We start from the raw sequence: 11,037 nt of genomic DNA on the forward strand, positions 1-11,037 counted from the left end.
AAGATCACAAAGGAACAAAGATCACAAAGGGGGAAGAAGGGGTTTTTGTCCGTTATCTTATCGTGAAGCATATGCATAACATTCGGACAAAAACCTTTAATTCCTCTTTGTGTTCTTCTCTTTCTTTGTGTCCTTCGTGTGAATTCTTCCGTATTAACTTAACTATTCAACTCGCCACGTTTAATTTTCTTGGTAGTGGTCATTTCCATCGGCTTATCAAGAATTACAACGTGGTCTATTTTTTGATAGGGTTGTAATCTTTGGTTGACTTCAGTAATGATCAAATTAATTCTGTCTTTCATATCAGCCGCGTCAGGAATCGCGCCGTTTGAGTCTTTGAATTCGGGATTGGGATACACAAGAGCTTCGATGGTTTCACTTTTCGTCCTTTTATCCTGTATATATCCGCGTATTAAAATCTGATCGATTTCCTCATAAAGCTGGAACTCGTTTTCTATTTCTTCGGGATAAACGTTTTTGCCGCCTTCCGTAACGATCATGTTTTTCGCGCGGCCTGTCAGGTACAAATAGTTTTCGCCATCCATATAACCCAAGTCGCCTGTTTTAAGATAACCGTCACTTGTAAAAGCCGCGGCTGTTTCTTCCGGCAATTGATAATAGCCCTGCATTACCATAGGCCCTTTTACGATTACTTCGCCGATTCCGCGCTCGTCGGGATTTAAAATTTTCATGTCTACGCCGGGACATGGGCGGCCAACGCTGGTTTCCTTGTACGCTTCGATAGGATTAATTGTTATAATCGGGGAAGTCTCGGTAAGACCGTAACCTTGAACAAAGTCGATGCCAAGCTGGTTATATTTTCTAAATACGCTGGGTGCGAGAGGGCCGCCGCCGCAGATACAAATGCGTATCGACGTAAGGCTTGCCTTGTCCAGAACGAACCCGAACATTTTCTTGCCGGGATTTACTTTACAAACTTTTTTTATAAGGCCGGAAATGCCCATTAAAAATGATATAAGCCCGTAAACAATCGGCCCTTTGGCTTTTAGTCCCCTTAAGATTCCTGAAAGAACTTTATTAAAAAGCATAGGCACGCCTAACAGCATGGTGATCTTCGCTTCTTTAAGGTCTTTTAAAATTTGCGTCGTCACCATTCGTTTTCCAAAAACAACTTCAGCACCTGTTGAAATTGTTTCTATGAATACCGCCAGCATCGTGTATGAATGATGAATCGGCAATATCGCGTAAAATACGTCGGTATGTAAAACTATAAGAGGCGTTCCCTGGGCAAGATAACAATCCGAGACAAGGTTTCTGTGCGTTAGAATAACCCCTTTGGGTATTCCCATTGTTCCCGATGTAAAAAGCACCGCGGCGGTATCGGTCTCTACCGCCTTTTCAATTTCAGCTTGAGGCCCGTCAAGATCATAAATATATGTTCCCACTCCTTTTCTTAAGGAAAGAACTTTTTCAAGGCCGGATCTTTTTGACGTATAATACTCATGTTTTTCTTCATCAACAAAAATCATGCGCGCGCCTGAGGCTTTTAACAGCATGTCGATTTCTTCATTTTTAAGCTGATAATCTATCGGGACAACCACGCCGCCGGCGAAAAGGATGGCAAGATACGCGACTGCCCATTCAGGGGCGTTTTTTCCAGTAACGGCGACTCTGTCACCACGGCGAATTCCATTTTTATGCAGCCAACGGGCGACGGCTTCTATCAGCTTGAGCGCTTCGGTGTAATTCAGACTGATTCTGTTCGGCTCATAAATGGTAAAACAGGCGCGCTGCGGATAACGGGAAACGGTTATTTTAAACATTTCAGGCAAAGTAGGCCATTCACCGGAAAAGACTTTTATTTCACGATATTCTTTTAGAAATTCCCAGGGTTTTTCAGTATACGGAACAGACATTTTTTCCTCCAAATAACTTTTTTTTCGAGTATTAAATACCCTATGACATTTTGACACAAAATGTAAATTAAAGTTGCGTTATTTGCGATTATAACTGTAACTTTTCATTAATTCTATAGTATTATAATAGTAATGAAAAGTTATTTTATAAAAAAATCGATCATTTTGCCTCTATTTGTAGGGGTTTTCACGCTTTTTTCTTGTACCGCCAAGATTGACGGCAATATTACGGCAACCGGTTCGGCTGTTATGACCGTCAGCATGTCTTTGGGGCAAAGGGTAACCGCGTTAATTCGATCCATTGCCGCCGCGGGCGGGCAGGAGCTTTCACAGATACTGGATGGCCAATCCATTGCGCGGTCAATGTCAAAAGCCCCGGGAATTGACACAGTAACTTTTAAAAACACCTCTCCGTCCGCTGTAGACGGACATGCGCGAGTTTCACAGATAAATACCTTTCTTGCCTCGGCGGACAAGAAGGGTATCGTCACTTTTGAACAAGGTCGTTCAGGCGGCAAATGCGTATTTTCCATTAACATGGAAAACGGCTCCGCGATGCTTGATTATCTTTCTTCGGATATTAGCGATTACCTTAACGCCCTAATGGCTCCCATTGCCACAGGCGAAATAATGAGCAAGACTGAATATCTGGAAGTAGTCGCCTCCTTTTACAATAAATCAATAAGCGATGAAATAGCCTCATCAAGAATTCGCGTCTCGGTTGATTTTCCCGGCTCGGTAACAAGCGCAAAGGGTGGAACTTTCTCCGGCAAGAGGGTGGTTTTTGACATTCCATTGTTAGATTTGCTGGTCTTGGAGACTCCAATATCTTATGAAGTAAACTGGAAAAATTAATTAAAGAAATTTCTCACAAAGGACACAAAGGAAGAGAAGAACACAAAGAGGGATTAAAGGTTTTTGTCCGAGAGCTTAGCGTGGAACTTCACGAAAAGATAACGGACAAAAATTGGACTTTACCCCTATTACAAAACGTCATTGACGGTTCATGCCTTACATTAATTCATTTATAGATTCATTTTTAAATATTTTTATCCAATTTCTTTTACCGTACATAAATCTGATTAAGTATACATATTTTTTTCCCTTGTTATCAGTTTCTTTTATTTTATAGAATAATAAATAATTATTTACTTTTTTTGATCTTAAGCCTAAATACGCCAAATATTTATCTTGAACTAACGGTCTTGCATACGGATTATTTTTAATGCTTTCTATTTGTTCCAATAATTCTTTTTTTAGATTATCAGCAGCCATCGGAGCTTCCAGAGTCTCCTTTATATAATTATGGGCTTGATCAATATCCTCTTTAATTATTTTTGAGAATTCTACCCTATACAATTATTGAGCCTTATAAATTTTTTATATGTTCCAGCATTTCTTCTTCAGGAATTGTTTCTCCATTTTCTATTTGATTCAAACCTACTTCTAGCGCCTGATACAATTCAAGCCTTCCCATTAGTGCCTCGTATGTTTCAATACTCATTACAGCCAAATCGCCCTGACCGTTTTTGGTAATAAATATTGGTTCTCTGTAATTATGGCAAAATTCCGATATCTCACCATAATTATTCCGTAAATCAGCGCTTTTCCGTATCGTAGGCATTATTGTACCCCCAAATATTTATCTTTGTGTGAGCTCTTTCGGTTATCTTTTAGCCTTTTTTTCCCATTCGGATTCTATACGGGCTCGCTCTTCTTTGGTTAGGTTGGCTGTTTTGGTAGGAGCGCTTTTGCGGGAGGCGGCCGGATTCTTTAGATTAGGCGGCGGAAGTTTGTCGCAGATTTCCTGCAGTTTAAACGCCACCGAATTATATTTTCCGGCTGTGGAAAAATCTTCCGCGTTCTGCATCGCAAGGTTTTTATACTCTTTAATCAGCCTTGTGAGCTCGTCCCTGTCTTTACAGTTTTTGTATTTGTTTACCTCAAAATCTACATCTATTACCATTTTTTCACCCTTAATATTGTAAATATTAAAATCTAATGTTAAGAATACACCATAAGAAACACAAATGTCAATATATTTGAAATGGGATATTTAAAATTACGGCCTATTTATCTTTTCAAGCTGGTTTTTTCTGAGCATTTTATTAAGGATACGGTAGAGGTCATTGCGGTCATCGGGGGGAAGGGAAAGAATATCACGGAGTTTTTTTACGCTTCTGGCGTCTATAGTTGACAAGTCATTTTCAGGATTTTTTTCCTTTTCATGTTCCATAAACAGTTTGTAGACAGGAATTCCCAAAGCGTCGGCCAAAGCCTGCAAACGGTCGGCTGGGGGCAGCATCCCCTCTCTTTCATAATGGCTAATCATCGTTCTGCTTATGCCGCTTGTCATCGCTAAATCATACTGGGAATTTCCCTGTTTTTTACGGTAATAAGCCACATTTTCCGCAAACACCTGCGCGATGGTTTTTTCATTCATTAAATACATAATAAATTGATGATTATAAATGACCGAAATTTGGTCTAATATTTTTTTTGATTTATTTGCTTTATGCAAGGATTATTAAAAAATACAGGCTGTTTATCCGTAAAATCAGCATTTTTTAAAATCTTTATCATTTTTATTCTGTTTTTGTTGACAAAATGTTCATATAATGGTATGTTATATAATTAAATAGCTCTTGACATGGTCTAGGGCATAAATTTTACTAAGGAGCGAAAAATGAAGAAAATGCAGAAAATGTGGGTACTTATGTTGATTGTGGGGCTTGTAGTGAGTTTCGCGGGGTGTCCTGGCACTAATGATGACGGGAACAATAACAACAACAACACAGGAGACGGCAGTGTCAGTTGGGACAACGAAGCGGCAGGAACTTTGACCGTGATCAATAACACGTCAAAGGATATGGTTTTATTCCAAGGACAGACTCCATCTTCCAGCAACATTCTGGGCGGAGTCAAGGCGTTAAGCAGCAAGAACTTTGACATTTCGGACGATGTGGACGATTTCAATGTCGGCGGCTTTATAATACTGCGCGGCATTGCCAAAGATGAATATGACGCTAACAAAACTACTCTGTCACGGGCAAAAATTGAATATTCGGCAATGGCAACCTATGGGCAGGGCAAGAAATTCCGTGTTGAAATCAGCCCCAATTATACAGGCGATTACGCGTACCGTGTAACCAATTTGGGACGAATTGGCATGGAACTGAGGAAGGACAGTCCAGACGGTGAAAAAATCGGCTATCTGCCTTCGTTAGCTTCCAATATGCTTTTATATTCTGATAATACGGACGGTTTCGCAATCTATCCGGTTTTTGTGTATTACAGTAGAAGCACAGGGCAAGTAACTACCTTAAAACCCACAAGCCAGTTTGAAACCGTCAGCGTGTCGCCGAGGGCCGCGACCGGCGCTGAAATTCAAGCGTATACTCTTCCTGCCGATCAGGGAGCGACTTGGGACAGCATAAAAGCTACGCTGAGTTCTCCTGTGGCTTATGTCACTGTTACAAACAGCGTCGCGAATCAGAGCGGACGGGTTACCCTTTCGGGAAGCAACAGGCTTAAAAGCCAGAACGGGTATGATTCAATAGGTTCAGGCGAAACGCTTACCTATGAAATTAAAAGTACTAACACAGGATCTCAACAGGCTATTGTTCTTACCTATTACAATCAGGCTTTATCAATACCCATTTTGAACAACGGCGCGACTCCCACGCTTAAAAACGGTTATGACTACACAATATCAATTTCGGGAAGCGGTCAAACCGCGGCAGGTTATTCTTTTACCTTTACCGAAAGCGCCAATCCGCGCGATCTGAGTGATGATATAGGGTCATTGTAATTTTTTCAATTAAGCTGTCCAAATTGGCAATACCGGTTTGGACAGCCTATTTTATTGTTTCGTGGTGGAGTAATTCTAACAATGAAAAAATTTGTTTATCGGACTTTAGTCCATTTTGTTTTATTTTTGATCATCGGTTTGTTCTTTGTCGCCTGTTCAGATACAAATGACAATAACAATTCAAATAATGGAAATAATCTGGTGGTAAAAACCGGAAAAGTAACATTCTTTAATGAATCAAGCTACAAAGTAGTGGTTCATCAGGACGCTTTCAGCGGCCCGGTACTATTGGAATTAACGGCGGGCGGTTCGCAAAAAGTTGATGTCCGTACCAGCGACAATTATGGGGTAGGCTCAACTTTTTCTATTGAGTACCTGTACCGGATAAACGACGCTTTTGACACTGAAAGCGGCGATGTAATCGCAAGCGGCATAGACCCCAATGTGCAGATTAATTTTGTAATAGAAGAAAATAAATCTTACGTCAAACAGATACCTCAGCCGCAGAACCTTGAATTTCGCAACGCGTTTATAAAGATTATAAACTCTTCAAGTTTACAATTTGAATTGAGGTATTTAGGAACTGTATTCAAACAGACAGGTAACAATAATATTTCTGTCGCGCCCGGAAAAACCGGCGTTTACAAACTGCCGCTTGGCACCGAAGGGGGCATCCCTGCTGACGGCAAATTGTACCAAAACTATCAAATAGCCTCAACCTTTGAAAATACCGCCATTCCCGATTTTACCGCGAAGAATGGTTTTATATACAGTTTTACATATAACGGAAGCTCGGTTGTTAAAACCGGGGAACAAACAATCATTTTTAGATAAGGGGAAATATTATGAAGAAAATTTTTACGGTATTGGCAATTTTTGCGCTGGTTTTGGCAGGGTGTGATGACGGGAATACGGATGAGAATAATAACTCTGATGTTATCGGTAAATGGACAGGTAATAATAACGGGGAAGAAATAACACTTGATATTGCCCAAGATACATGGGTAATGATAATTCAGAGCGCCGAAGGAGGCATACAATCCGTTAATGGAACATGGTATCGAGAAGGGAACAATTTAACACTTTATTCAAATTATGGTTCCAACGGTTCGGCATCCCTTTCAGGGGATACTTTAATATTGAACAGGGCTGGATTAACCGTTCAACTTAAAAAGAACAATTCTTCGACAGGCAATCCTTCGACGGGCGGTACTTCTTTAAAAATCCAAAACGATTCTTTCTCGGAAATTACAGATGTACGGTGGAATAATGTTTCATTTACCCAGGGCACTGAATCAATAAGAAGCGGCGCTAATATTACCAAGGCAGTACAGGAAGGTAAAGGATATATTTATTTTAAGCGGAAGACAAACCCCATCAACGCCCGAACTAAAGAGTGGGTTGTTGTTGATCAAAACCAACAAAAACCATTTACTATTAATGATTATACAATTATTGTCGATGTAGACAACCCCGCCAATGAAGGTACTTTTGGAACTTTGGGAGTAAACAGGGAACCCCAGATAACAGTACAAGCTGGCGATGCCCCTATCGCGCAATTTGGGGATTATGATTTTGGTTCCGTGCTAGTTAATAACAATAAAGATGTCACCTTTACCATAGGGAATTCAGGGAAAGCCGACCTAAGGTTTAATGTTGTTGAAGGTAACGTTATCAATCTGTCGAATAACGCCTCCGAACATTTTAGCGTTACCCAGCAACCTTTCGCTTCAATGACTATTGCTCCCGGAAGTACTACAACGTTTATTATAAGCTTTAGCCCGAAAACAGCGGGGAACAATTTGAACGCTCAAGTAATGATCAAAACCAATAGCGATAATAACGCCGAATTTACTTTTAGGGTAAAGGGAAATGGCGGTAATGAATATCAAATTGGAGACACAGGACCTGGTGGCGGTAAGATCTTTTTTGCCCAAGGCGGTCAGTACAAAGAGTGCAGCGGGGAATTGGGGGCATATAATTGGACAGACGCAGTGTCAACTGCGACAAATTATAGAGGCGGTAATTTCACTAACTGGAGGCTTCCTGACAGGGGCGAGCTTGATTTATTATATCAAAGCAGAACAACTATAGGAGGGTTCTCAAATGCTGGTTACTGGTCATCAACAGCGTACAATAGTCTTGATGCATGGGTTCAAAATTTTGGAACCAGTAGTTTAACTCATTATTATAATGGTACTTCCTACACCATCTCTCCTGGAGGTCAGGATTGGGTTTATAAATCCAACTCTTACCGGGTTCGTGCTGTTCGGTCTTTTACTCAATAACCTGTAGAAGAAAGAAGAGATTGGGAACAATGAGGGGATAGTTCGCAGTTAGTGGGCTATCCCCTCAATATAGCAACTGATATAAAAGGGAAAAACATGAAGAAACTTTTTACAGTAATAACATTAACGCTTATTTTTGTTTTAATTGGATGCGAAACTGAAGAAACAAAGACAACGCTTACCATAAGGAATGAATTCGGAAAGACTTTACGCAATGCCAAATGGCAGAGTTTTAATTTTACGGAAGATAAATCAGATGGTCAGCATATAACTACATATTACATAAACGCAGGATCAAAAGCAACCAAAGAAGTTACAGCAGGATCAGGTTATATATATTTTGAAATAACGGAAAAAAATTTACGGACACAGGAACTTGTAGTTGTAGATACAGGTAATGATTCTGTATTCACATTTACTGATAATACGGTTGTTGTTGAAACAACTAATCCAAGTAATCTCGGGCCGCTTAGCGGATTTTGAAAATTAAGGGGAATGTCCAAGAAGAATTTTAAACCACGGAGTACACGGAGGAAGAAAAGACTTTCGTACCAAAACTCCGTGTTCTCCGTGGTTATATTCTTTTCTTCCTTATATCTGAAGACTATGCGTGGGATTCACGACAAGATTACGGACAAAAACCTTTTTCCCTTTGTGATCTTTGTCCCTTAGTGATCTTAGTGTGAGGCTTTATGGGAAAAATTCCTCACAATTGGGCGATAACATCCGTGGAGAGGCCGGTTCCTTTAGCTATTTGAGAAATTGATATTCCCATTCCTTTGAGATTCCGCGCAATATTTAGTTTCTCTTCTTTACGTCCTTCTCTACGGGCTTTACGCTGTGCAGTTACCACTTCGTCCTGATAATCCATATCGCACTTTATCCGATATGACTCGCGTATGTAATCCAATTCCCTCTGCGTGAAGCCTTTCATCGTTTTTACCGCCATTGCTATGCCCTCCTCTCTATTGATTATCCCGATTTTAATTCTTTAATTTTTTCCAAAGAGAGTCCTGTTATTTCATGAACGAATTCAAAGGAAGAACCTTTTACAAGCAAATTTTTAGCGATTATTAATTTTTCTTCTTTGCGGCCTTTTCTACGGCCATCTTTAAGGGCTTTACGCTGGGCGGTTACCACTTCGTCCTGATAGTCCATATCGCATTTTATCCGATATGACTCGCGTATGTAGTCTAATTCCCTCTGCGTGAAGCCCGTCATTGTTTTTACCGCCATCGCTATGCCCTCCTCTTTATTAACTATATCAACAATTTTACCCCTTTTTTCGGGATCTGTCAAATATTCTATAAATACCGCCCACAGTTCCGCGTTTGTCATCTTTTCTATAGGTTTTTCGGCTATGGGTTTTGTCTTTTCAAGTTCAACTGTTATTATTCTGGTCTTTCCTCCCAAAGAAACCAGGGTCTTGGGATCATAATAAATAAAATCATGAATTAGGTTTTTGTCAGGAAAAAATTTTTTCTTCGCTAAAATGGCTATTTGATATGTCTTTTTCAAATCGACATAATTTTTGCCTTTTCCATGAAGCTCCTGCCCCGCAAACAGCCTTGCGGCGTGGTACTCAAGGCGAACATGCTCGTTAGCCTTCGGGTTAAAAGACATTTCAACATTTATTGGCTCGCCTTTTTTGGTTTTGCAGGCGATGTCAAAACGCAGGTACCGCTGCCTAAAATCGCTGACTGGCGGTTCGTTGGCTGTGATTGTCCCCACTTTAATAACGCTGCCTATAAGCGCCGAAATAAGATCGGACAGCGCAGCTCTTGAATACGCGGTGTCTCTTGTGAATACGGCTTTGAACACCGGGTCATGACGGATGTCATAGATTTGCGTCCCGCCCTCGAAAGGGAAAGGTCCCCACTCGTACTGAACAGAATTTTGAATTTTAGATTTCATTAGGTCTCCTTAACAACAAAATTGTTGTCGCCTATATATGGCGTGCAGATGCGTGGCGCTTGACCGAAAATGAAAATTTATTTAAAAAAATTCACACAAAGAACACGGAGGGGGAGGAGATCATGAAGGAAGAGGGGATTTAATTCCGAAAACATTTCTTTCTTCGTTAAATTTTGCGTTCTTCGAGGTCAATAAAGAATTTAAACCACGGAGGAAACGGAGTACACGGAGTTTTAGTACGAAAACATTTCTTTCTTCGTTAAACTTTGCGTTCTTCGAGGGCAAAAAAGAATTTTAAAACCACGGAGGACTGCCGTTCGTCGGACAGCTTGGAGTTACACGGTTTTGGTACGAAAATCTTCTCTTCCTCCGTGTAACTCCGTGTACTCCGTGGTTATATTCTTCTCTATCTATTTATTCCCAAAATAAGGCATCAATTCCAACTTATGCAAATTTAGCCTATGCATCCTGTCTATTTTTTCTTTAATCGCCGAGTCTTCGCAAACGCCTTCGCGGATATACCTGTCCAGGACGGCGTAGGAAAAGCCGATATTTTCCTCATCGCTTAAACCGCTAAGGCCGTCTTCGGGAACTTTGTCGATAAATTTTGCGGGGAGCGATAATTCTTTCGCTACCAACTTCACTTCAGTAACCGTTAGCTGAGATAAGGGGCTAAAGTCACCGGCGGCGTCGCCGTATTTTGTGGCGTAGCCTATGTAGTCTTCGCTTAAATTGCACGTATTGGCGACTCTGCCGTTTACGGAGGCGGATACGGCGTATAGGGCAGTCATCCTTATTCTGGCTGGTATATTGATGACAGACTGCCTGTTCAAAGAAAAAGCGGCCTCTTTTATGCTTTCAAGAAGAGCGTCAACGCTTTTTTTTATGTTGATTTCTATTTTTTTAATGCCCAAAATTTCAACTAACTCGCGCGAATAGGCGATGTCGTGCTGGTTTCCCTGCGGCATTAAAACGCCGTAAACCCGCTCTTTTCCCAACGCGTTCGCGCAAAGAGCCGCGACTGCGGAACTGTCCTTGCCGCCTGAAATGCCGACTACGGCGTTGCAGTCTTGGCCGGTTTTTTCAAAATAATCGCGTAACCATTCAATGAGTTTGTCTTTTGTTTTTTTCGCGTCAAACATAATTA

The 11,037-nt window shown here is 40.8% G+C and carries 13 protein-coding genes; 5 read left to right on the forward strand and 8 right to left on the reverse strand.

The window, feature by feature from the left end:
* Positions 1–158: 158 nt before the first annotated feature.
* The gene (locus tag ACYVRA_RS12835) at positions 159–1,877 is read right to left on the reverse strand and encodes an AMP-dependent synthetase/ligase (RefSeq protein ID WP_461253111.1); all 1,719 of its coding nucleotides are present in this window, start codon (positions 1,875–1,877) and stop codon (positions 159–161) included.
* Positions 1,878–2,009: 132 nt separating this feature from the next.
* On the opposite strand from ACYVRA_RS12835, the gene ACYVRA_RS12840 reads away from it, so the two are divergent.
* Positions 2,010–2,732: a hypothetical protein gene (locus ACYVRA_RS12840; RefSeq protein WP_461253112.1), complete on the forward strand. Its 723-nt coding sequence runs from the start codon at positions 2,010–2,012 to the stop codon at positions 2,730–2,732.
* A 156-nt stretch (positions 2,733–2,888) separates the two neighbouring features.
* On the opposite strand, the gene ACYVRA_RS12845 is transcribed toward ACYVRA_RS12840, so the two are convergent.
* The 4 genes from ACYVRA_RS12845 to ACYVRA_RS12860 form a co-directional block, all read right to left on the reverse strand.
* On the reverse strand, positions 2,889–3,236 hold the full coding sequence (locus tag ACYVRA_RS12845) for a type II toxin-antitoxin system RelE/ParE family toxin (RefSeq protein ID WP_461253113.1): 348 nt from the start codon (positions 3,234–3,236) through the stop codon (positions 2,889–2,891).
* Between the two features lie 10 nt (positions 3,237–3,246).
* The gene (locus tag ACYVRA_RS12850) at positions 3,247–3,501 is read right to left on the reverse strand and encodes a type II toxin-antitoxin system Phd/YefM family antitoxin (protein ID WP_461253114.1); all 255 of its coding nucleotides are present in this window, start codon (positions 3,499–3,501) and stop codon (positions 3,247–3,249) included.
* Between the two features lie 42 nt (positions 3,502–3,543).
* On the reverse strand, positions 3,544–3,843 hold the full coding sequence (locus ACYVRA_RS12855) for a hypothetical protein (protein WP_461253115.1): 300 nt from the start codon (positions 3,841–3,843) through the stop codon (positions 3,544–3,546).
* Between the two features lie 96 nt (positions 3,844–3,939).
* On the reverse strand, positions 3,940–4,320 hold the full coding sequence (locus tag ACYVRA_RS12860; protein ID WP_461253116.1) for a helix-turn-helix domain-containing protein: 381 nt from the start codon (positions 4,318–4,320) through the stop codon (positions 3,940–3,942).
* Between the two features lie 243 nt (positions 4,321–4,563).
* Between ACYVRA_RS12860 and ACYVRA_RS12865 the strand changes: the two genes are divergently transcribed.
* The 4 genes from ACYVRA_RS12865 (at position 4,564) to ACYVRA_RS12880 (ending at position 8,459) form a co-directional block, all read left to right on the forward strand.
* Complete coding sequence (locus ACYVRA_RS12865; RefSeq protein WP_461253117.1) at positions 4,564–5,688, forward strand: hypothetical protein; 1,125 nt, start codon at positions 4,564–4,566, stop codon at positions 5,686–5,688.
* An 81-nt stretch (positions 5,689–5,769) separates the two neighbouring features.
* Positions 5,770–6,522 carry a hypothetical protein gene (locus ACYVRA_RS12870; RefSeq protein ID WP_461253118.1) on the forward strand — a complete coding sequence of 251 codons (753 nt, stop codon included), beginning with the start codon at positions 5,770–5,772 and terminating at the stop codon, positions 6,520–6,522.
* 11 nt (positions 6,523–6,533) lie between these two features.
* Positions 6,534–7,976: a choice-of-anchor D domain-containing protein gene (locus ACYVRA_RS12875; RefSeq protein ID WP_461253119.1), complete on the forward strand. Its 1,443-nt coding sequence runs from the start codon at positions 6,534–6,536 to the stop codon at positions 7,974–7,976.
* A gap of 96 nt (positions 7,977–8,072) precedes the next feature.
* Entirely contained in the window at positions 8,073–8,459 is a 387-nt protein-coding gene (locus tag ACYVRA_RS12880; protein WP_461253120.1) for a hypothetical protein, read from the forward strand.
* A gap of 223 nt (positions 8,460–8,682) precedes the next feature.
* Here the strand turns inward: ACYVRA_RS12880 and ACYVRA_RS12885 are convergent, their stop codons facing one another.
* From ACYVRA_RS12885 to nadE, 3 genes are all read right to left on the reverse strand, one after another.
* Positions 8,683–8,925 (reverse strand): hypothetical protein, encoded by a 243-nt coding sequence (locus ACYVRA_RS12885; protein WP_461253121.1) that lies wholly within the window; start codon positions 8,923–8,925, stop codon positions 8,683–8,685.
* Positions 8,926–8,948: 23 nt separating this feature from the next.
* Positions 8,949–9,890, reverse strand: coding sequence for an Rpn family recombination-promoting nuclease/putative transposase (locus ACYVRA_RS12890; RefSeq protein WP_461253122.1), 942 nt, complete (start codon positions 9,888–9,890; stop codon positions 8,949–8,951).
* Between the two features lie 410 nt (positions 9,891–10,300).
* Positions 10,301–11,032, reverse strand: a complete 732-nt coding sequence (gene nadE, locus ACYVRA_RS12895) for an NAD(+) synthase (RefSeq protein ID WP_461253123.1) — start codon at positions 11,030–11,032, stop codon at positions 10,301–10,303.
* Positions 11,033–11,037 lie beyond the last annotated feature (5 nt).

This window comes from Treponema sp. R8-4-B8 (assembly GCF_054786175.1).

Coding starts and splice junctions, on each gene's coding strand:
- ACYVRA_RS12860 (WP_461253116.1), bottom strand. CDS start 4,320: ATGAATGAAAAAACCATCGCGCAGGTGTTTGCGGAAAATGTGGCTTAT.
- ACYVRA_RS12855 (WP_461253115.1), bottom strand. CDS start 3,843: ATGGTAATAGATGTAGATTTTGAGGTAAACAAATACAAAAACTGTAAA.
- ACYVRA_RS12885 (WP_461253121.1), bottom strand. CDS start 8,925: ATGGCGGTAAAAACGATGAAAGGCTTCACGCAGAGGGAATTGGATTAC.
- ACYVRA_RS12890 (WP_461253122.1), bottom strand. CDS start 9,890: ATGAAATCTAAAATTCAAAATTCTGTTCAGTACGAGTGGGGACCTTTC.
- nadE (WP_461253123.1), bottom strand. CDS start 11,032: ATGTTTGACGCGAAAAAAACAAAAGACAAACTCATTGAATGGTTACGC.
- ACYVRA_RS12870 (WP_461253118.1), top strand. CDS start 5,770: ATGAAAAAATTTGTTTATCGGACTTTAGTCCATTTTGTTTTATTTTTG.
- ACYVRA_RS12880 (WP_461253120.1), top strand. CDS start 8,073: ATGAAGAAACTTTTTACAGTAATAACATTAACGCTTATTTTTGTTTTA.
- ACYVRA_RS12840 (WP_461253112.1), top strand. CDS start 2,010: ATGAAAAGTTATTTTATAAAAAAATCGATCATTTTGCCTCTATTTGTA.
- ACYVRA_RS12835 (WP_461253111.1), bottom strand. CDS start 1,877: ATGTCTGTTCCGTATACTGAAAAACCCTGGGAATTTCTAAAAGAATAT.
- ACYVRA_RS12875 (WP_461253119.1), top strand. CDS start 6,534: ATGAAGAAAATTTTTACGGTATTGGCAATTTTTGCGCTGGTTTTGGCA.
- ACYVRA_RS12850 (WP_461253114.1), bottom strand. CDS start 3,501: ATGCCTACGATACGGAAAAGCGCTGATTTACGGAATAATTATGGTGAG.
- ACYVRA_RS12865 (WP_461253117.1), top strand. CDS start 4,564: ATGAAGAAAATGCAGAAAATGTGGGTACTTATGTTGATTGTGGGGCTT.